The 20,443-nt window shown below is 74.0% G+C and carries 19 protein-coding genes and 1 tRNA gene; 4 read left to right on the forward strand and 16 right to left on the reverse strand.

The annotated features are described in order from the left end of the window. Positions 1 to 19: 19 nt before the first annotated feature. Entirely contained in the window at positions 20 to 367 is a 348-nt protein-coding gene (locus IE326_RS39190) for an STAS domain-containing protein (protein WP_190044964.1), read from the forward strand. A gap of 79 nt (positions 368 to 446) precedes the next feature. Here the strand turns inward: IE326_RS39190 and IE326_RS39195 are convergent, their stop codons facing one another. Further along, the gene (locus IE326_RS39195; RefSeq protein ID WP_150234858.1) at positions 447 to 743 is read right to left on the reverse strand and encodes an STAS domain-containing protein; all 297 of its coding nucleotides are present in this window, start codon (positions 741 to 743) and stop codon (positions 447 to 449) included. Continuing rightward, positions 740 to 4,966, reverse strand: coding sequence for a SpoIIE family protein phosphatase (locus tag IE326_RS39200; RefSeq protein ID WP_373310401.1), 4,227 nt, complete (start codon positions 4,964 to 4,966; stop codon positions 740 to 742). The genes IE326_RS39195 and IE326_RS39200 overlap by 4 nt, the downstream gene beginning before the upstream one ends. A gap of 342 nt (positions 4,967 to 5,308) precedes the next feature. Between IE326_RS39200 and IE326_RS39205 the strand changes: the two genes are divergently transcribed. Then, entirely contained in the window at positions 5,309 to 5,665 is a 357-nt protein-coding gene (locus IE326_RS39205; RefSeq protein WP_150234860.1) for an STAS domain-containing protein, read from the forward strand. Between the two features lie 30 nt (positions 5,666 to 5,695). On the opposite strand, the gene IE326_RS39210 is transcribed toward IE326_RS39205, so the two are convergent. The 14 genes from IE326_RS39210 to IE326_RS39275 form a co-directional block, all read right to left on the reverse strand. Beyond that, the gene (locus IE326_RS39210; RefSeq protein ID WP_190045063.1) at positions 5,696 to 7,321 is read right to left on the reverse strand and encodes a fused response regulator/phosphatase; all 1,626 of its coding nucleotides are present in this window, start codon (positions 7,319 to 7,321) and stop codon (positions 5,696 to 5,698) included. Next, on the reverse strand, positions 7,321 to 9,162 hold the full coding sequence (locus IE326_RS39215) for an ATP-binding response regulator (protein ID WP_373310402.1): 1,842 nt from the start codon (positions 9,160 to 9,162) through the stop codon (positions 7,321 to 7,323). The genes IE326_RS39210 and IE326_RS39215 overlap by 1 nt, the downstream gene beginning before the upstream one ends. Beyond that, positions 9,159 to 10,202 carry an ATP-binding SpoIIE family protein phosphatase gene (locus IE326_RS39220; RefSeq protein ID WP_229915872.1) on the reverse strand — a complete coding sequence of 348 codons (1,044 nt, stop codon included), beginning with the start codon at positions 10,200 to 10,202 and terminating at the stop codon, positions 9,159 to 9,161. Before IE326_RS39220 ends, IE326_RS39215 begins: the two co-directional genes overlap by 4 nt. 5 nt (positions 10,203 to 10,207) lie before the next feature. Beyond that, positions 10,208 to 10,630: an ATP-binding protein gene (locus tag IE326_RS39225; protein ID WP_150234863.1), complete on the reverse strand. Its 423-nt coding sequence runs from the start codon at positions 10,628 to 10,630 to the stop codon at positions 10,208 to 10,210. Then, a complete protein-coding gene (locus IE326_RS39230) occupies positions 10,627 to 11,004 on the reverse strand; it encodes an STAS domain-containing protein (protein WP_150234865.1) in 378 nt (125 codons plus the stop codon). Before IE326_RS39230 ends, IE326_RS39225 begins: the two co-directional genes overlap by 4 nt. After that, positions 11,001 to 11,846, reverse strand: coding sequence for an STAS domain-containing protein (locus tag IE326_RS39235; RefSeq protein ID WP_190044965.1), 846 nt, complete (start codon positions 11,844 to 11,846; stop codon positions 11,001 to 11,003). The genes IE326_RS39230 and IE326_RS39235 overlap by 4 nt, the downstream gene beginning before the upstream one ends. A 441-nt stretch (positions 11,847 to 12,287) precedes the next feature. Then, positions 12,288 to 12,361: transfer RNA gene (locus IE326_RS39240), tRNA-Pro, on the reverse strand. Positions 12,362 to 12,484: 123 nt separating this feature from the next. Further along, positions 12,485 to 13,009: a GAF domain-containing protein gene (locus tag IE326_RS39245; protein ID WP_150234870.1), complete on the reverse strand. Its 525-nt coding sequence runs from the start codon at positions 13,007 to 13,009 to the stop codon at positions 12,485 to 12,487. Continuing rightward, complete coding sequence (locus IE326_RS39250; RefSeq protein ID WP_030758810.1) at positions 13,006 to 13,626, reverse strand: GTP-binding protein; 621 nt, start codon at positions 13,624 to 13,626, stop codon at positions 13,006 to 13,008. The genes IE326_RS39245 and IE326_RS39250 overlap by 4 nt, the downstream gene beginning before the upstream one ends. Beyond that, positions 13,604 to 13,981, reverse strand: a complete 378-nt coding sequence (locus tag IE326_RS39255) for a DUF742 domain-containing protein (RefSeq protein ID WP_150234872.1) — start codon at positions 13,979 to 13,981, stop codon at positions 13,604 to 13,606. Before IE326_RS39255 ends, IE326_RS39250 begins: the two co-directional genes overlap by 23 nt. Continuing rightward, positions 13,978 to 14,412 (reverse strand): roadblock/LC7 domain-containing protein, encoded by a 435-nt coding sequence (locus IE326_RS39260; RefSeq protein WP_150234875.1) that lies wholly within the window; start codon positions 14,410 to 14,412, stop codon positions 13,978 to 13,980. Before IE326_RS39260 ends, IE326_RS39255 begins: the two co-directional genes overlap by 4 nt. A gap of 7 nt (positions 14,413 to 14,419) precedes the next feature. Next, on the reverse strand, positions 14,420 to 16,222 hold the full coding sequence (locus tag IE326_RS39265) for a sensor histidine kinase (protein WP_190044966.1): 1,803 nt from the start codon (positions 16,220 to 16,222) through the stop codon (positions 14,420 to 14,422). 266 nt (positions 16,223 to 16,488) lie between these two features. Beyond that, a complete protein-coding gene (locus tag IE326_RS39270) occupies positions 16,489 to 17,070 on the reverse strand; it encodes a GNAT family N-acetyltransferase (protein ID WP_150234879.1) in 582 nt (193 codons plus the stop codon). A gap of 94 nt (positions 17,071 to 17,164) precedes the next feature. Further along, positions 17,165 to 17,758 (reverse strand): DinB family protein, encoded by a 594-nt coding sequence (locus tag IE326_RS39275; RefSeq protein WP_190044967.1) that lies wholly within the window; start codon positions 17,756 to 17,758, stop codon positions 17,165 to 17,167. A gap of 217 nt (positions 17,759 to 17,975) precedes the next feature. On the opposite strand from IE326_RS39275, the gene IE326_RS39280 reads away from it, so the two are divergent. Together IE326_RS39280 and IE326_RS39285 are read left to right on the forward strand one after the other, a co-directional pair. Continuing rightward, complete coding sequence (locus IE326_RS39280) at positions 17,976 to 18,950, forward strand: ArsR/SmtB family transcription factor (RefSeq protein ID WP_190044968.1); 975 nt, start codon at positions 17,976 to 17,978, stop codon at positions 18,948 to 18,950. Between the two features lie 197 nt (positions 18,951 to 19,147). After that, positions 19,148 to 20,374 (forward strand): metallophosphoesterase, encoded by a 1,227-nt coding sequence (locus tag IE326_RS39285; protein WP_190044969.1) that lies wholly within the window; start codon positions 19,148 to 19,150, stop codon positions 20,372 to 20,374. Positions 20,375 to 20,443 lie beyond the last annotated feature (69 nt).

Consider the following 20,443-nt stretch of genomic DNA (forward strand, 5'->3'; position numbering starts at 1 on the left):
GGAAGGGGGCGGATCCCGCATGAACGTCATCACCACCATCACCGGCACCACCGCCCGCGTCACCCCCTACGGAGAGATCGACTTCGACGCCCTGCCCTCGCTGCACGCCGCAGTGGACCGGTTGCCGCCCCTCGTCACCCTCCTGCTGTGGGACCTGGGACACACGCCCTTCACCGACGTGGCCGGTCTGCGCCTGGTGTTCGGCCACGCCCCGGAGAGCAGCCCGCACCGCAGGACGGCGGTGACGAGGCTGCACGACCAGCCCCTTCACCTTCTGCTGCTGGCCGCCGACCTCTTTCCCGCCGCCTACGACATCTCCCGGCTCGTCCCCGACACCCCCGCCGGCCTGATGGGCCCCCGGCCCTGAGCAGCCCCGGGACCGGACTTCCCGACGAGGGCCCCGGAACGGACCGGACCCTGACGGGCGACCCCGCCCCGCCGTGCTCTCAGGCGTCGGTCTCGTGGACGGTGGTGAGCTCGGCGAGGCCCGAGATCGTCAGGACGGGAGTGAGCAGCGGGCGCGCGACGAGTTCGACGCGGTGCGAGTGGGCGAACAGCACGCTCAGGGCGGCGCTGTCGAGGTACTCGACCTCCGTGAGATCGACGACGAGCCGGCCCGCCAGGGCGTCGAGGGAGGCCGCGAGGGCGTCGGCGTTGCTCATGTCGATCTCGCCCACCACCTTCAGGACCGGGGTGCCGTCCGTCCGGCGGCCGGGGGTGAGGGTGAGCGGTGTCGTGGTCATGGGGCGATCCTCGTGCGCATGTCGACGGTGGTCCCGGCCGGCCCGGGGGTGAGGGTGACCTCGTGCATCAGGGCGCGCATGAGGGTCACTCCGCGGCCGCGGTGGGGACGGGACCCGGGATCGGGTCGTTTCCAGCGGCCCGTGTCCTCGACGCTGAGCCGCAGTTCGCTGCCGAGGGCCTCGGCACGCAGGCGCACGGCGCCGCCGGGAGAGTTCCGGTGGCCGTGCTCGATCGCGTTGGCGCACGCCTCCCCGGCCGCGACGAGGACGTTCTGCACCGTCCGCGGAGGCAGGTCGCACCGGCCGAGCCAGCTGCGGAGGGCCCGGCGCACCGTCGCGAGCTGTCCCGATTCCGCGGAGAACGCCACGTCGAGGGGGGCGGGGAGGCGGTGGAGCAGGAGGGCGACGTCGTCGTCGTAGCCGCCCGCCGGAGCCAGCCGGGCCAGGAGGTCGCCGGCGAGGACGTCGAGGTTCGTGTCACGGCCGTCCCGCAGGCCGCGGGCCGCTTCGGCGATGCCGTGGACGAGGGGGACGCGACGGCGTTCGACCAGACCGTCCGTGTAGAGCAGCAGCGTGGCACGGGCCGGCACGGTGCACGTGCCGGTCGGGCGGTCCCTCCCCGGGGCGACGGCGAGGGGGACGGAGCGGCCGTCCTCCAACAGGATCGTGGTGCCGTCCGGGTGGGCGAGGACGCCGGGAGGGTGTCCGGCGCTGGAATAGGTGAGGTTGCCGGTCCTGTCGTCGAGCACGCCGCAGAACACTGTGGTGCACAGCGCGCCGGGAACGTCGACGGCGAAGTGGTCGAGCGCCATGAGGACCCCGGCCGGGTCCGGGTTCCGCAGGAGCAGTGCCCGGCAGGCGCTGCGGAGCTGGCCCATGACCGCGGCGGCTTCGAGTCCGCGGCCGACGCAGTCCCCGACGACGATGCCGATGCGTCCGTCGGGAAGCGGCACGGCGTCGTACCAGTCGCCGCCCACTTCGAGGGGCCGGACGGCCGGTTCGTAGCGCACGGCGAACCCCTCGGGGAGCCGGGAGGGACCGAGTACGGCCCGCTGCAGCGCGAGTGCGGTCTCCCGGTCCCGGTCGATCTGCCGGGCGCGGGTCAGCGCCTGTGCCAGACGGCCCGCCAGCAAGGACAGCAGCAGTCCGTCCTCCTCGGTGAAGGGACGCCGGTGACCGAGGTCGATCCGGAGGACGAGGGGGCCGTCGGGGTGCTCCAGGCGGACGGCGGCGCCGGAGCCGTCCGCGACCGGCGTGAGCGCGGGCCTCCCGCGCAGCCCGGTCAGCAGCAGTCGTTCCTCGGCGGGGAGCCCGTCCCACGTCACCGGCGCCCCCGCCACGGTCAGCTCGGGCCGGTCCCCGTCCGTGAAGACGGCGGCCGTCACCCGGCGCGCGCGCCACAGGCTCCGCAGTTCGTCCAGCGCGTCGGCGAGTGCTTCGGCCGCGCTGCCGGACTCCGACAGACGGGAGCCGAAGGCGGCCAGGGCGCCGTCACGCCGGACGGCCTGGTGCTCGGCGGTGACGTCGCGGAAGGTGCCCACGACGACGCGCCGGCCGGTGTCGGGGTCCTGGACCCGGGCGAGGGCGGCGCTCACCCAGACCCGCCGGCCGTCCCGGTGGGTGAGGGGGACGGTGAAGGAGCCCTTCGTCGTCCGGTCCAAGCGGTCGAAGGACTCCTCGACCTGCCGGCGGGCCTCCGGGTCGAGCTCGGGGTCGGGCCACCACGGAGGGACGGGCGCGTACGGCAGTCCCTCGGGCCCGTGGCCGAGGATGTCGGTGAAGGCGGCGTTGACCTCCACGACGGCGCCCGTCTCGTCGCAGACGAAGAAGCCTTCCTGGAGGGAGTCCACGAGGGCGGTGCGCCAGCGCGCCTGGTGGTTGCGGAGCCGGGCGAGTTCCACGGTGGCGCGCACCCGGGCGAGGAGTTCGACGGCCGCGAAGGGCTTGACGAGGTAGTCGTCGGAGCCCGCCCGCAGACCCTCGACGGAGGCTTCCTGGCCGGCCCGGGCGGAGAGCAGCAGGACGGGGACGGTGGCGGTGCGGGGGTCGGCGCGCAGCGCGGTCACGAGCGCCAGACCGTCCAGGCGGGGCATCATCACGTCGCTGACGACCAGGTCGGGCACCTGGGCGCGGACCGCGGCGAGGGCCGCCTGGCCGTCGGGCACCCCCCGCACCTCGTAACCGGCACCGGACAGCAGACGGGTGAGGTACTCGCGCATGTCCGCGTTGTCGTCGGCGACGAGGACCTTCGCGGCGGCCGCCGCGACGGGTCCTCCCCCCGGCTCGGAGGCGGTCCCGGCACCGGCCCGCGTACCGGCCCCCGCACCGCTGGGGGCCACGGCCGCACCGCTCCCGTCCGGTGCGTCGGCCGGTCCCGGGACCGTCCCTCCGCCGGGCAGCCAGCGCAGTGCCTCCTGGAGGTACGGTTCGGCCGCCCCGCCCCCCTCACCCGGCGGGGCCGCGGGCACCACCGCGTCCGCGGGCAGGTGTGCGGTGCCGAACGGCAGACGGATCGTGAACCGGGTGCCCTCCCCCACCACGGACTCGGCGGTGATGGTGCCGCCGTGCAGTCCGACCAGCTCCCGGACCAGGGCGAGTCCGATTCCGCTGCCCTCACCGGAGCGCGCGCGGGCGTTCTCGACGCGGTGGAAGCGCTCGAACAGCCGGGGGACCTCGTGGGCCGGCACCCCGGTGCCGGTGTCGGTGACCGTCACCACCGCGTCCGTGCGCTCCGAGCGCACGGACACGCCGATCGTTCCCTCGAAGGTGAACTTGAGCGCGTTGGACAGCAGGTTGAGGACCACCTTCTCCCACATGCCGCGGTCCACGTACACCGGGGCTTCCAGAGGGCGGCAGTCGACCACGAGGGCGAGGCCGGCCCTGTCGATGGCGGAACGGAACACTCCGGCCAGGTCGGCGGTGGCCGTGGCGAGGTCCACGGGCTCGTAGCGTCCTGCCAGGCGACCGGCCTCGATCTGGGAGAAGTCGAGCAGGTCGTTGACCAGCCTGCCCATCCGGAGCCCGTTGCGGCGGATGACGTCGAGTTCGTCGCGCACCGCGGGACCGGCGTCCGCCAGACGGGTGCGCAGCTCCTCCACCGGGCCCGTGATCAGGGTCAGCGGGGTCCGGAACTCGTGGCTGATGTTGGAGAAGAAGGCGGTCTTGGCGCGGTCGAGCTCGGCGAGCTCCTCGGCCCGCCGCTGCTGTGCCCGATAGCTGCGCGCACGGGAGATGCCGGCCGCGAGGTGCCCCGCCACGAGTTCGACGAAGCCGCGGTAGTCCTCGTCCAGCGGCCGGTAGCGGTTCAGGGCCGCCACCAGGAAGCCGTACGGTGCGGCGCCCCGGTCCAGCAGGGGCACGACCAGCGCGTGGGTCGGCGGCTCGGGCCAGGCGCCGCCCGGCAGCCCCTCGTGCTCGGGGCCGTCCAGAGGAACCAGGGCGGTCTCCTGCCGGCCGGACGCGCGCGCCGGCCACGGCGCCGACGTGTCGTCGGCCGCCAGCACCTCGGGGGCGGCGGGATGTCCGGCGGCGATGCCGGTGGTCGCCGCCAGCCGGGCCGAGCCGTCCTCCTGGAACAGGTACGTGAGGGTGAACGGCAGGTCCTCGGCGTTGCGCTCCATCTGCCGGCCCGCGAAGACCACCAGTTCCCGCTCGGTCTGCAGGGCGCGGGAGTCCGAGCCCAGGTCCCGGAGCGTGCTCATGCGGCGCTCGGCGATGACGCGGTCGGTCTCCTCGCTGACGACGCACAGCACGCCGACGACCCGTCCGTCGTCGTCGCGCAGCGGACTGTACGAGAAGGTGTGGTAGCTCTCCTCGGGGAACCCGGAGCGCTGCACGAACAGCAGCAGCGCCTCGTCCCACGTGGCACTGCCGGCGAGGACGCTCTCGATCCGTGGACGGACGTCCTCCCAGATCTCCGGCCAGACCTCCCGCACCGGCCGGCCGAGCGCCCACGGGTACTTGCGTCCCAGCGTGTCGCGCCGGTAGGCGGCGTTGCAGAGGAACGTCAGTTCCGGCCCCCACGCCAACCACATCGAGAAGCGGGACGACAGCAGGATGCTCACGGCGGTGCGCAGGCTCTGCGGCCAGTCCTCCGGAGGGCCCAGCGGGGTCGCCGCCCAGTCCACCGCCGCGAGGTCGCGGCCGATCTCCTGGTCGGCGGCGAACACCTCGGGCACCGTCGTCCCCGTCCCGCGGGAGCTCCGGTCCTCACGCTTGACCACTGGCCGCCCTCTCGTTCCCGTGCGGGGGCGTCCCGTTCCGTCCGTGACGGCGGGTCCACGGCCGCGTCGCCCGCGACCACCGGTCCCGCGTCACGGGCCGACACGCCCGCGCCCCACGGAAACCCCTCATGATCCGTAGGATAAGCCTGCCACCGCGCCCACGGACGTGGGCGCCCGGCCCCCGGGGCCGGGGAGCGCACGCCGACCCACGGAATCGCGCGCGGTCGGAGGCCGGTGACACATATTCCGCCGAGCCGTGGAGAGGCGAAGGGTCCAGGGACGACGTCCTGCTCCGCACGCCCGACCGACGCACCGCACGCCCCCAGCCACACAGGAGAACCGGTGGACGACCGCACCCTCACCATCAGCCCCCAGCACCCCGTCCCGGGCGTCACCGTCCTGGTCGTGGAGGGCGAGCTCGACCACCACACCGCCCCGCTCCTCGCCGACTTCCTCGGCGAGGAGGCGTTCGTCCCGGACGCCCGCGTCGTACTCGACCTGGCCGGCCTCGCCTATTGCGACTCCACCGGCGTGACCGTCCTCGTCACCGCCTACCAGAAGGCACATGCGGCGCGGTGCGTCCTGGCGCTCGCCGGACTGAACGACGACCTGTCCCGGGTCTTCGGGATCATGGGCCTGGACCAGGTCTTCACCCTCGTGCCCACGGTCGCGGACGCCCTGGGCCCCGCACGGCCCTGATGGCGGAAGGACCGTGCCACCGGCCCCCCGTCACTCCGAAGGGCCGGTGACGCGGACCGCCATGAGGGCGACGTCGTCCTCCCCGTCGGGCGGGAACGCCGCCAGCAGCCCGTCGCACACCTTCTCCGCGTCGGTCTGCAGCGTGCCCAGAACCTCCGACAACCGCGTCAGCGAGTCGCCGAGGTCCTCGTGGCGGCGCTCGATCAGGCCGTCCGTCGTCATGACGAGTACGGAGCCCGGGGGCGCGGCCACCGGGACCGCCGAGGGCTGCGGGAGCCGCAGCCCGAGAAGGGGCCCGTGTTCCTCGACGAAGCGGACGCTCCCGTCGGGAGTGCGCAGCAGGGGCGGCAGGTGGCCGGCGTTGGCGACGTGCAGCAGCCCCGTCCCGCCGTCGACGAGGACGATGCACAGGGTGAGGGTGAGCTGCGCCTCGACGGCCACGAGGAGGTTCTCGATGCGTTCGAGGATCGCCTGCGGCGAGTGCTCCTCGATCGCGTAGGCGCGCAGGGCGTGGCGGATCTGCCCCATCAGCATCGCCGCGTCGAGGGAGTGGCCGGCCACGTCGCCGACGGCGAGCAGCAGCCCGTCCCGGGTGGGCAGGGCTTCGTAGAAGTCGCCGCCGATCTCCGTGTGCTCGCTGGCGGGCAGGTAGCGCACCGCGAGCTCGGCCAGGGAGGAACGGGGCAGGGTGTCGGGCAGGAAGCTCCGTTGCAGCGTCAGCGCGAGGTCGTGCTCCTCGGTGTAGCTCCGCAGCGCCTCCAGGGCCAGGGCGCACGCCTGGGCCAGTTGGGTGAGCAGCTGCTCGTCGTCCGGTGTGGCGACGGCCTCGGCGGGCACCGCGAGGCAGACCGGAGGGCGTCCCGGCTTCGCCCTGGCGACGCCGACGGCGAGCGTGCCCCCGGGTATCAGGTGGGCCGGGAAGCCCGGCCAGGGCCCGGCCGCGACCCGCAGGAGCCGGGTGCCGGTCCGTTCGCCCAGCCCGTGGTGGGACGGCAGTTCCCGGACGTCGACCTCGCCGGTCTCCACGCCGGGGGACGCCTTCTCGGCCGGCCCCGCCGCGCGGACCGCCGAGGCGGGCTCGCCGTGGGGGGAGATCAGGGCCGCCACCGCCGTCGTCCCCAGCACGGTCGCGGCGCCCTCCGCCGCCGCGCGGGCGACTTCGGTGGCGCTGTCCGCGCTGTAGAGGAGGTGCGTGGCCTCGTTGAGGTGGAGGAGGCGGTCGGCCAGGTGCTCGGCCCGGCGCCGGGCGCGGGCGTAGCGCAGGGCGGCGGTGACCGTGGCGAGGAGTTCGTCCGGGGCGATGGGTTCGGTGAGGTACGCGTCGGCTCCGCGGTTGAGGCCCTGCGTCCGGTCGGTGGCGGTGATCGCCGAGGCGGAGACGTGGATGACGGGGAGGGCCGCCGTGACGGCGTCCGCCTTGATGCGCTCGCAGACGTCGAAGCCGGTCATGTCCGGCAGGCGCACGTCGACGATGGCGACCTCCGGCAGCGGTCCGCCGGACGAGAGCAACGCCAGGGCCTGGGTGCCGTCCTCGGCCTCGACGACCGCGTGCCCCGCCCGCGACAGCGTGGTCCTCAGCACGTAACGGTTCGTGGGGTTGTCGTCGACGATGAGGATGCTCGCCGGCGAGTTGTCGGACGGGGACGGGTCGGGGATCACTCTGTCGTCTTTCCGCTCTCGGCGGGCGCGTCCCCCGCCACCGGGGGAACGGCGGGCACCGGGTCCAGGCCCAGCGCCAGCAGGATGCGCTCCCGGGTGAGGTGGGTCTTGTTCAGCACGGAACGTGCGTGGGTGAGCCGGGTCCGGTCCACCTCGCTGGGGTCGGTGGAGGTCAGCACCACGACCGGGATGCGCGCCGTGAGCGGGTCGCGGGCCAGGACCCCGAGCAGGGTGTAGCCGTCCGGCGCGGGCATGACGAGGTCGATCAGGACCGCGTCCGGCCGACGGCCGCGGATGACGTCGAAGGCCCGCGCACTGACCGGGACCTCGGTGACGTCGTCGGCGATGCGCTCCAGCGTGGGGCGCAGCAGGTCGAGGAACGTCGGGTCGTCGTCCACCACCACGAGGGAGCCGAGCCGGGCGGTGGCTTCGACCGCACGCGGCGCGTCTCCGTCCGCACCCCGCACCTCCCCGGCGGGGGCGTCGAGATGTGCGGGGACGTCCACGCGGACGGTGGTTCCCTGGCCCGGGGCACTGGTCAGGGTGAGGGTGCCCCCGAGGATCGTGGTGAGCCGGCGCGCGTACGGCAGCCCCAGGCCGGTGCCGGGCCGGCCGCGCTGGTGCACGCCGAGAACCTGGTAGAACTCCTCGAACACCCGCTCCTGCTGGTCCAGCGGGATCCCGACGCCCGTATCGGTGGTGGTGAACGCGAACCAGGTCTGCCCGCCCCGCGTCTCGGTCTCGACGGTGAGCCGCACCTCGCCCGTCGTCGTGAACTTCAACCCGTTGGAGAGCACGTTGCGCAGCACGCGGGTCAGCATGACCTCGTCGGTGACGAGCCGGGGGGCATCCGACACGTCGGGGATGTGCAGGCGCACCCCCTCGTGCGCCATGCCGCCGAGCGTCCCGCGGAGCTGATGGAGCAGCGTCCGCAGATCGGTGTCGGCCGGCACGGGCTCCAGCCGCCCCGACTCCGCCTTCGCCACGTCGAGGAGCTCCTCCACGAGGGCGAGGAGGGTGCTGCCGGAGCCGGCTATCAGGGACAGCTGCTGCCGCTGTTCCTCGCTCAGCGGATCGGCACCGGGCGCCATGAGGAGACGCGCCAGGGAGATGACCGAGTTGACCGGGGCGCGCAGCTCGTGGCTCACGTTGGCCCAGAACCTCGTCTTGGCCTCGCTGGCCAGACGCAGCTGCCGGGTCTTGTCCTCCAGCTCGGCGTACAGGGCGACCACGCCCGTGTTCGTCTCCTCCAGCTCCGCGGACAGCTCGCTGTAGAGGGCGACCACTCCTTGGTTGGTCTCCTCCAGCTCCTTGTTCAGCCGCCGCAGCTCCTCCTGCTGGGCCCGTGACTCCTCCAGGGCCCGGAGCAGCTGCCGGTTCTGCGAGCGCAGCTCCTCGCCCATGCTGAGGTCGCCCGAACCGCGGAGCGCCGCGCGGGCCCGCTCGACACGCTGTTCGGGGGGAGTGTTCGTGGAGGGCAGTCGTTGTCCCACCGTCAGGGTGTGCCCTTCGTCCGAGGCACTGTACCGGCTGTGGTCCAGGAGCCGCTGCGCCGCCTGCAGGGTCTCGGCCCCGGGACGACGGTCCCCGCCCCAGGAGAAGGAGGCGAGGACGTGCACCCCATCGGGCTGAGGCGCGGTTCGCAGCCCCACGCGAAGGGCCGGGGATCCCAGCAGGTCACGCCCCACCTCACTCAGTACGGTCACCACGCGGACCAGTTCGTGACCTTCCAGTCCCAAGGCCCTGCACAGCAGCTGTCCCTGTCTGCGGAGTTCAAACACGTCCCTGTCCGCGCTGAGCGGCAGATCGATGAACTCGTGGCTCCCCACGGCCCTCACGAATCGGCCGTCTTGACGACGACGATGCCCGCGTCGTCCCGTCGTACGCCGGCCTGCCCGAGGATCTGCGCGGCGATGAGCGCGGGTCGCCGCCGGAACAGCCCGGGGAAGGAGGCGGGGGACCAGCGGTCGCTCAGCCCGTCGGAGTGGAGGACCAGGACGCCGCTCCGTTCCCAGGGCACCTGGTAGGTCCTCAGGGTCGGCATCTGGTGGCCCACGATCCCGGGGACCGACAGCAGCGCGCTCCGCTTGTCCCCGCTGACCACGCAGGCGCTGATGTTGCCCACTCCGCAGTGCTCGACGGTGCCGCGGGAGCGGTCGGCCCGCGCCACCGCGACCGCCGCGCCGCGGGTCCCCTTCAGCTCGTCGTGCAGCGCCCTCACGATCAGCTCGGGCGGCCTGTGCGCGTTGGTCCTGAAGGCGGCCCGCGCCCGTTCGCCGGCCAGCGCCGCCAGCGGGCCGTGGCCGAGCCCGTCACACATCATGACGGTGACCACGCCCCCGTCGGGCCCCTCGCCGGTGCGCGCGGCCCAGCTGTCCCCGCACACGGTCTCACCGCTGATCGGCCGGGTCAGCCCGGCCACCCACGGTTCGACGTCCGCGAGCGCACCGTCGACCCTGACGGACCAGAACCGGGCGAGCAGTGCCGTGCCGACCCCCGGCACGGAGTGCACGTCGAACGTGTCGGCGCACCGCGCGATGGAGCCCAGGCCCATGCCGAGGGTGCCGCGGCTGGAGACGCCGTCGGCGAGCGCCGCCGAGAGGTCCGGGATCCCGGGACCGCTGTCCAGCGAGAGCAGCTCGACGGCGGCCCGGCCGGGCAGGCGGACGATCCGCAGCGCGAGGGAGCCGTCCTTCGCGTACTTCTGCAGGTTGGTGGCCGCCTCGGTGACGGCGAGCTCCACCTCGGCCACTCGGTCCGCGGACATGCCGACGCGGTGCGCCAGACGCGCGGCCTCACGGCGCGCGACCGCGTCCAGCGCCGCGCCCAGGCGCATCCACACGACGTCCTCGGCCTCGGTCCCGTGACCGTCGGCCACGGGGTTCACCGTGCCCACTTCAGCACCGTCACCGTGGTGCCGACACCGGGCGTCGAATCGAGTTCGAACTCGTCGACGAGCCGGCGGGCACCGCTGAGCCCCAGCCCCATGCCGCTGCCGGACGTCCATCCGTCCGTGAGCGCCAGTTCCGTGTCCGGGATGCCGGGGCCGGTGTCGGCGAAGCGCACCCACACGCCGACCCTGGCCACGTCGCGCACGATCGCCGCCTGGGCGGTGCCCCCGCCGCCGTAGATGAGGGTGTTGCGACCGAGCTCACTGGCGGCGGTGACCAGCTTGGTCTGGTTGACCAGGGAGAGGCCGGCCTGCTGGGCGAGCAGGCGCACCGTCTGGCGGGCCTTCACCACGTCCCCGCTGGCCTGGATCGCCACTTCCTCGCGCGAGGCCTCGTCGGCCGGGTAGTTCCTCACGGGCTCGCCGGAGGTGACACCTGCGCACGACGGAGGTAGCCCAGCCCGAGTTCGAGGTTGAGGGCCGTCCGGACGCCGCCGAGCGACAGTCCGAGCTCCACCAGGGTCATGGCGACCGCGGGCCGCATGCCCACGACGACCGTCTCCGCACCCAGAACACGGGAGATCGCCGCCGTCGTGGCGAGCATCCGCCCCACGAAGGAGTCGACGATCTCCAGGGCGGAGATGTCGATGACCACGCCGCGGGCGGAGGTGGCGACGATCTGCTGGGACAGGTCGTCCTGCAGGTCGAGCACCATCTGGTCCTCCAGGTCGATCTGGATGGACACCAGGAGGATGTCCCCGATCTTCAGGACCGGAACGCGATCGCTCACAGCAGGCCCGCCGCACGCGTCGCGGAGGCCTTGTCGATCTCGACGAGGGCGTGACGCAGGGCGTCCGCCAGGGTGGCCTTGGTCGGGATGTCGCCGAACTCGATGCCGAGCCCCACGATGGTCTGCGCGATCTGCGGCCGGATCCCCGAGATGACGCACTCCGCGCCCATCATGCGCGCCGCGACGACGGTCTTGAGCAGGTGCTGTGCGACCTGGGTGTCCACCGCGGGGACGCCCGTGATGTCGATGATCGCGTGGGCGGAGTTCGAGTCCAGCAGGGCCTGGAGGAGCTTCTCCATGACCACCTGCGTACGGGCGGAGTCCAGGGTGCCCACGAGCGGCACGCCCACGACGCCGTCCCACAGCTTCACGACGGGCGTGGACAGCTCCAGGAGCTGCTGCGACTGCGCGGAGATGATCTCCTCGCGGGTCCGCGCGTACTCCTCCACCGTGAAGAGGCCCAGGTCGTCCAGGAGCCGCGAGAACTGCAGGTAGACGTGGATGTCCTCGACGGACCCGCCGAGCAGGGACTCCAGCACCTCCTTCAGGGCGAACACGCTCACGGCGGTCTCGGTGGGGGTGAAGCCCTGGCGCGCCCTGTTCCGGGAAAGCTCCACCAGGAGACTGCGCACGACCGCGTACTCCGAGCTCCGCCCGGCGAAGCCGCCGGTCGCGAGGGCGTCGACGACGGCGTCGTACAACTCGCTCAGCTCACGGCCCAGCTCCACGGTGCTCAGCCGGCCGTGCAGGGACGCTCCCACGGCCTGCTCCCACTGCGCGATCAACTCGGCGCGGCGTGCCGTGAGCAGTTCCAGCAGCCGCTTTGAATCGCCGCTGTCCATACGCAGTTCCCTCCACGTGTCACCAAGTCAGAACGCTGCCGACCATACGGCACTGTTCAGAGCGCCACTCGAACCCGTCGTCGCGCAGGAATCCGTCCCCCCACGCCCCGACCCGGTGTCCAGCCCCATCGACGGACACCTGCCCCAGGGCGTCCGGCCCACACCCCGACCCGAAACGTGAGAATCGTCACGACGGAGAAGGGCGGGCCCGTCCGCCTCCGGCCCACGCCGGATTCACCCCCGCCGCCCCGGCGGGGCGCCGTCGGCCGTGGGTACGCGCGGTGGCGGGTGGCGAGCGCCGGGGGCCGGCCGACCGGCGGCACGGAGCGAGCGCGGCCGGACGTCCGGTTGCCGCGCGCCGCGTCGACCGGTCCCCAGGAACGACTGAGGGGTCGTACCAGATCCCTCTGGTACGACCCCTCGGTCGACGACTCCTTCGAGTCGGGACGACAGGATTTGAACCTGCGACCCCTTGACCCCCAGTCAAGTGCGCTACCAAGCTGCGCCACGTCCCGGTGCCCGTCTGACCTGGGGTTTCCCCCGGCCCGTCGTGCAAGAGAACCATACCGCACTTCCCCCGGTGGTCACGAACCGCTTTACGGGGGTCACGCGGGGCGTCCGGCGGGGGCACGTTCCGTTCAGAGGGTGGTGCGGAGGGTCATCATGCGGCCGACGAGTTCGGCCGCCGTCGCCTTGACGGTCTCCAGGCCGGCGCGGCCCCAGCGGCGGACGTCGGTGTCGACCACGCAGACCGTGCCGAGGGCCGTGCCGGTGCGGTCGATCAGCGGGGCGCCCAGGTAGGAACGGATGCCGATCTCGTCGACGGCGGGGTTGCCCGCGAAGCGGGGGTAGTCGCGGACGTCCTCCAGGACGAGGGCCTTGCGCCGGACCACGACGTGCGGACAGTAGCCGTGGTCGCGGGGCATGGAGCGGCCGAGGCCGCCGTCGGGGGTGTGGAGGCCGGCGAAGAACTGCCGGGTCTCGTCGATGAAGGTGACCATCGCGTACGGGGCGCCGGTGGTCTCGGCGAGCCGCCGGGCGTACTCGTCGAAGACGGGTTCCGGGCGGTCCCCGAGGCCGAGCGCCCGCAGCCGCAGGACCCGGTCGGGGGCCTCCGTGTCGACGGGGGTCAGGAGGAGGTGGGCGGCCGGGTCGCGGGTCACGGGGTGGCTCCGTAGCTCGGTTCGGCCGGGGACGAGAGCAGGAGGTGCTGGACGAGGGTCAGGAGGGTGCTGACGGCGGAGCTGGAGATGCGGGCGTCGCAGAGCACGATCGGCACCTCCGGACGGAGGGCGAGCGCCTGCCGGATCTCGTCCGAGCCGTAGCGGAAGGCCCCGTCGAACTCGTTGATCGCCACCACGAAGGCCAGGCCCCGGCGTTCGAAGAAGTCGATCGCGGAGAAGCACTGTTCGAGGCGGCGGGTGTCGGCGAGGACGACCGCGCCGAGCGCCCCTTCGGAGAGTTCGTCCCACATGAACCAGAACCGCTCCTGGCCCGGGGTGCCGAAGAGGTAGAGGACGTGGCCGCCTTCGAGGGTGATGCGGCCGAAGTCCATGGCCACGGTGGTCGTGGACTTGTGCTCCACGCCGTCGAGGCTGTCCACGGTGGCGCCGACCGAGGTCAGCAGTTCCTCCGTGCTGAGCGGCGCGATCTCGCTGACCGCTCCGACGAAGGTCGTCTTTCCCACGCCGAAGCCGCCCGCCACCAGGATCTTCAGGGCGGTGGGGAAGGGATCGGCCGTGAAGCCGCCAGGGCGTTCAGAGCCGCTGTCGTAGGCCATCGAGCACTGCCTCCAGCAAGGAACGGTCGGATGGATTGGCGTGGAACCGGGGGGCGCGCGCGGTGAGGGCGCCGCAGTCCACGAGGTCGGAGAGGAGGACCTTGGTGACGACGGCCGGGAGACCGAGGTGCGCCGCGATCTCGGCCACCGAGGTGGGCCCGTCGCACAGCCGGAGGGCCTGGCTGTGCTCGGGGCCCATGTGGGCCTGCGGGGCGGACCCGGTGGCCATCACCAGGGAGAGCAGGTCGAGCGGGGTGGTGGGCCGGGTGCGTCCGCCGCTCACGGTGTAGGGGCGGATCAGCCGGCCGGCCGCGTCGTCGAGCCAGGGCCCTTCGTGCGGAGGGGACGCGTTCACTGAGCGGGGCCGCCCGCCGCCGCGGCCGGCTGTCGGGCGGGCGTCACCAGGTACGGCCGGACGCTCTTGACCAGCATCGCCATCTCGTAACCGAGGACGGCGGCGTCGGCCTCGCGGCCCGCGAGGACGGCCAGGCAGGTGCCGGAGCCCGCGGTGGAGACGAAGAGGAGTGTGGAGTCGAGCTCCACGACCACCTGGCGGACCTCGCCGCCGTCCCCGAACCGGACGCCGGCGCTGCGGCCGAGCGAGTAGAGGCCGGAGGCGAGGGCCGCCATGTGGTCGGCCGCGTCGGGGTCGAGTCCGTGGACGGATCTGACCAGGCCGTCGGAGGAGAGCAGGACCGCGCTGCGGGTGTGGGGCACCCGCTGGACCAGCCCGCTCAGCAGCCAGTCGAGGTCCGAGGAATGGCCGGTCGGCACATTGCTCGCCATCGTGCATCTACTCCTTGTACGCGTCGCCGTGACGCAGCGGTTCCTGGGGGGTGGGCTGGGATTCGGCCAGGCCGATCCCACGCTGGAAGGCGGCCATGAGGCCGGGGTCGTGCAGGGCGAGGTCCTCGTTCTGCCGCTGCTGGGGTTCCTCGCGGAGCTGCGGGACGAGGTGCTCCTGGGCGCGCCGCCGGGGCAGCAGGGGCCGGTCGGCGGGCTGTGCGGGGGGCGCGGGCGCGACCTGTGGGACGAAGTCCCCGAAATCCGTCAGGTCGGTGCCGTGCGCGGGGGTCCGCGGGTACGCGTACGGCTCCGGTTCGGGGAGCGGTACGGGTTCCGGGGCGGGGCCCCCGGCGGACGGCGGGGTCGGGTGCGGGTGCCGCTGCGGCAGCGGGGCGGGGGCCGCGGGCGGCACGGGGGCGGTGAGGATCGCGGGGGTATCGGAGGTCGCGGGGATCTCCGGGGCCGGCGGGAGCGCCGGGGTCTCGGGGGCTTCGGGGAGCCGCTGTTCGGGCGCGGGCTCCGCCGGGTGCCCGGGCGGGAGTTCGTGGGGGCGCTCGTGCGGGGCGCGGCCCTCCGGGTCGGTGCCGAGGAGTCCCTGGGGGAGGACGAGGACGGCCTGGACGCCGCCGTAGATGTTCGCCTGGAGGCGGACGGTGATGCCGTGGCGCCGGGCGAGCGCGGCGACGACGAAGAGGCCGATGCGCCCGTCCTGGAGCAGGTGGGCGACGTTGACCTGGTCGGGGTCGGCGAGCAGGGCGTTCATCTTGTCCTGCTCGGCGGCGGGCATGCCGAGTCCGCGGTCCTCGACCTCGATGGCGAGGCCGGCCGTGACGTACTGCGCGCGCAGCAGCACGCTGGTGTGCGGGGCGGAGAACACCGTGGCGTTCTCGACGAGTTCGGCGAGGAGGTGGATGACGTCGGCGACGGCGTGGCCGCGCAGGGTGCCGTCGATCGGGGGGACCAGCTTGACCCGGGGGTACTGCTCGACCTCCGCGATGGCGGAGCGGAGCACCTCGGTCGTGCTGACCGGGTTCGACCACTGGCGGCGGGAGACGGCACCGCCGAGGACGGCGAGGTTCTCGGCGTGCCGGCGGATGCGGGTGGCCAGGTGGTCGACGTGGAAGAGGCCCTTGAGCAGCTCGGGGTCCTCGGTCTCGTTCTCCAGCTCGTCGAGGATCTGGATCTCGCGGTGGACGAGGGACTGGAGCCGGCGGGCGAGGTTCACGAAGACCTCGACCTTCTGTTCGTCGCCCGCGCTGCCGGAGAACCGGGAGGCCTGGACCACGGCGGCGACGGCGACCTCGTGGGTGTGGGCCAGATCGGCTCCGAGCCGGTCGAACTCGTCCCCGGCGGCCTCGGGGAGGGCGGGCCGCGGGGGCGGCTCCTCCCCCGCGCGCAACTGTTCGACGACGGCGCGCAGTTCGGCCCGGTCCCGGGCGGCTTCGCGGCGGAGGGCGGCGAGGCGGTCGAGGACGGAGCGGGCGGCGCGGTCGGCGCCGAGCGCGGCGGCGGTGACGGAGGCGACGGTGAGGGCGGCGGCTCCGGTGAGCGCGGCCCAGAGGGCGGGGGTCGGGGCGGCTCCGGTGGAGCGGAGCACGAAGAGGAGGGCGGCCGCGCCGCCGAGGGCGACCGCGACGGCGGGCAGGACCGAGGTGCGCAGCAGCTGGGAACGTATGCGGAGCTCGGCGGGGGCCGCCGGTGCGGGCCCGGCCGGGGAGGTCCCGGCGGATGCGGGGCGGCCGCCCGAACGGCCGTGCCGCCCGCCCTCGCGGCGGTCGGACCGCGGTGCGGGTGCGCGAAGTTGTGACATGGGTGTCCTTGGTACGTGCCCGGGAGACCGCCGTACGAGGGGTGTGCAGGAGGACTCGCGGATGGGGGTGTACGGGAGGATCCCGGTGGGGACGGCAGGTTCGGTGACTCTACTGACGATCACCGACCACACACTGTAGTCATCAACCGTTCACGTGCGGTGCTCAGTTGCAAAACTGCCCGCCGAACTGCGGCGTCTGGTAGTGACCTTCGTACGGGCGACCGAGCGGGACCACCCCGACGTTCGCCCGAACGGGTGAAGGTCCTTCAGGCCCTTCTGCTCCGCGCGTGCAGGTGCCCGTCGCGGGGGAAGGCGGGCGGCGCCGCGGGAAGGATCCCGGCGAGGGCGTAGCCGCTCTTCTCCGCCACGCGGCAGGAGGCCGTGTTGTCCACCTGGTGCAGGAGTTCGAGGCGGTCGAGGCCGGCGGGTCCCGCTCCGCCGAAGGCCCAGGCGGTGAGGGCCTCCAGGGCCCGCGGCGCCACGCCCCTGCCGCGCGCGGGGGCCGCCGTCCAGTACCCCACCTCGCCGGTCGGTCCGCCGGGCAGCTTGAGGACGGCGTTCCCCCACAGCGGTCCCTCGCACGCCCCCGGCCCCCCGGGTGCCGCCCCAGGTCCCGCCGCGAGGACCGCGAAGCCGAACCGCGCGCCCGTCTCCCAGCCCCGGCGCTGGTCCTCCACCCACCGCTCCGCCCCGGCCTCGTCCTCGGCGACGGCACCGAGCCGGTGCCTCAACTCGGGGTCCCGGTGCGCCTCGACCAGCGCGGGGACGTCCTCCGCCCGCCAGGGACGGAGGACGAGGGCGGGGGCGGACGCCGTCTCGGGCACGTTCAGGAACACTGTGTCGGCCATCGGGCGATCGTACGTCCGGGGAAGCCCGGGACAGGGGGCGAAGACCGGGCTCCGGAGGCCGGCGCGGATCCCGCGGAAGGCTCGCGGGCCTCGTTCACCCCCGGGTCGGCGCCATCGACGCGGCCGCCGCGGCGGCCCGTTCGAGCTTCGCGCGGTGGGCCGCGCGGGCCTCCTCGTCGATCCGTCCCTCGTGCTCGGCGCGCAGCCCGGTCCGGCCGTCGAGGCCCTCGCGCAGGATGTCGGCGTGCCCGGCGTGCCGGAGGGTCTCGCCGAGGACGTGGACCACGACGGCGAACAGGTTGGTGCGGGAGTGGGGTTCCGGCCACCACGGCACGTGGCCGGGGGCGTCGAGGGGAAGCGCGCCGATCGTCGCGTCCGCGTGCTCCCACGTGCGCCGGTAGAAGCCGGTGATCTGCTCGCGGGTCTCGTCCACGGCCGCCCACCGGTCGCTGCCGTCGGAGTCCTGCCACCGGCACAGCGGTTCCGGGGACGGACGGTCGAAGACCTCGCCGAAGTACCTGGCCTCGACGGTGGCCACGTGCTTGACCAGGCCGAGGAGGTTGGTGCCGGTCGCCGTCAGCGGCCGGCGGACGTCGTACTCGGACAGGCCGTCGAGCTTCCAGAGCAGGGCCTCGCGGTCCCGCCGCAGCCTCCCGTGCAGGTTGTCCTTCGCGAACGAGTCGATCATGCGGTGCGCCTTCCCTGAGGTGGGGTCGTTCGTGCGGTCGATTCCGTCAGGTGTGCCGGAGCGGGGTCCGCGGCCGGGTGCCGGGGGTGGCGCGGCGGGCGTCCTGCGCGGGGCCGGCGGCCGGGGTCGTGCGCCCACCCTCGCCGGGCGCCCGCGCCGCCCGCCAATGATTCGTCGCTGGACGAATCCGGCGGGTGTCCCCCCGTAGCATGGCGGGGTGCTCCGCTTCGAAGTCTCCGTCGACGACCTGCTGCGCAGCCGCTTCGCCCTGTCCCCCGCGCTCGACCTCTGTCTGCTGCTGCGCTCGCTCGCCGGCCTGGACCGGCCGCTGCCGCCGGCCTGGGCGGGCCGGCTCGTGCCGGTCTTCGAACGGCTGCGCCGCGAGACCGAACTCGACGCCTTCCTCGCCCTCCAGACGCCGGAGGGCGGACCGGACTTCGTCGCCCCGCCCCCTCGCGGCCTCGGCCAGACCTGGGCGGACGACCTGGCGTCGATCCGGGCCACCCCGCCGGAGACCGCCCGACCCGCGTGCGCCGCCGCGACCGGTCCTGCCGCCCGTGACCCCCGCGTGCGCACGGTGCTGGACTCGCCGGACGCCGCCTCCCGGATCGCCGGGGCGATGGACCGGGCGTGGCACGAACTGCTCGCGGCGGACTGGCCGCAGCTGCGCGCGGTCTGCGAGCGCGACGTCGTGCACCGGGTGGGGGTGATCGGCGAGCACGGGTGGGCCGCGGCCGTCGAGGGCCTGCACCCGGGCATCGTCTGGCGCGCCGGCGGCATCGAGATCGACTTCTTCCGGGGCGGGACGGTCCGCCTCTCCGGCGACGGCCTCCTGCTGATCCCCTCGGCAGTCGTCGGGCACGTCGCCGCCCACCTGGACGACCCCTGGCCCAGGACCCTGGTCTACCGCGCCCGCGGCACCGCCGCCCTGTGGGGCGAACAGGAGGCCGCCCCCCGCCCGGACGCGCTCACCGCCCTGGTCGGCCGGGCCCGCGCCCGCCTGCTGCTCGCGCTGGACGCCCCCGCCAGCACCAGCCACCTCGCCCGGAGCCTCGCCATGGCCCCCGGCGCGGTGGGCGACCACCTCGCCGTCCTGCGCGGTGCGGGGCTCCTCGTGCGCGCCCGGTCCGGCCGCTCGGTCCTCTACCGGCGTACGCCGCTCGGCGAGGCACTGGTGGCCGGGACGGGCTGAGCGTCCGTCCCGGCCCCGGCGCACCCGGCGCCTCGGACCGGGCCGGCCGGCCACCAGAGGCCCGGCACGCCGTCGACGCGTACCGGTCCACCGTTCCGCTTCCCCTCCCCGAGCGTGCTCCCGTGAACACCCGTCCGACCCGTCGCGGGGCGACCGGATACAGTGCGCGGGACAGCGGCCCGGTCGGGGAGGCAGACGTGACCGACACCAGCGACACCCGTCCCACCGAGGGTGAAACGCCCGTGCGGCGGCAGAGCCTGCCGCACCGCCTGATGCGCTACGTCCCCCTGATCGCCCCCGTCCTCCTGTTCGCCGTGCCCTGCTGGGTGCTCCTGTACGGCGGACAGAACTGGCCGCTGCCCGCCACCTCGATCGGCACCGCCCTGTTCGTCCTCGGTCTCGTCGGGATGCCGTTCGCGATGGCGCGCGGCCATGGACGGCGGCAGCAGGACCGGGCGGCGGTCATCGGCGACACCCTGCTGGGCGCGAGCTGGGTCCTGTTCACGTGGTCCGTCCTGCTCGGCGTCCTCCTGAGGCTCGTCCTGACCGTGGCCGGCGTCGGCGAGGGCCAGGACCGGGCCCGGATCGTCACGTGGGCCGTCCTCGGCGTCACCGCGGTCCTGCTCGGCTGGGGGTACGCCGAGGCCCGCCGCGTGCCCCGCGTGCGCCGGCTGGAGGTGCCCCTCCCCCGGCTGGGCCCCGGCCTCGACGGCTTCCGTGTCGTCCTCGTCACCGACACCCACTACGGCCCGCTGGACCGGGCCCGCTGGTCGGCACGGGTGTGCGAGACGGTGAACACCCTGGAGGCCGACCTGGTCTGCCACACCGGTGACATCGCGGACGGCACGGCCGAACGCCGCCGCGCCCAGGCCGCACCGCTCGGCACCGTGCGAGCCACCCGGGCCCGGGTGTACGTCACCGGCAACCACGAGTACTACAGCGAGGCCCAGGGCTGGGCCGACCTGATGGACGAACTGGGCTGGCAGCCGCTCCGCAACCGCCACCTGCTGCTCGAGAACGGAGGCGACGCCCTCGTGGTCGCCGGCGTGGACGACGTCACCGCCGAGTCCTCCGGTCTCGCGGGCCACCGCGCCCACCTCGCCGGAGCCCTGGACGGCACCGACCCCGACCTGCCCGTGCTGCTCCTGGCGCACCAGCCCGCGTTCGTCGACCGGGCGGCGGCCGCCGGCGTCGACCTCCAGCTCTCCGGCCACACCCACGGCGGCCAGATCTGGCCCTTCCACCACCTGGTCCGCCTCGACCAGCCCGCCCTCGCCGGCCTCAGCCGGCACGGCGCCCGCACCCTCCTCTACACCAGCCGCGGCACCGGCTTCTGGGGCCCGCCCTTCCGCGTCTTCGCCCCCAGCGAGATCACCCTCCTCGTCCTCCGCTCCCCGCGCCCGCCCGCCGCCCCGCAGCACTGAACGGGCCGACGCGTCCGCCGGAGCGGAGCGGGCCGAAGGACTCGCCCCCGGAACGAAGGGCCCGCCACT

The sequence above is a fragment of the Streptomyces filamentosus genome, from assembly GCF_014654895.1.
Taxonomy (GTDB): domain Bacteria; phylum Actinomycetota; class Actinomycetes; order Streptomycetales; family Streptomycetaceae; genus Streptomyces; species Streptomyces filamentosus.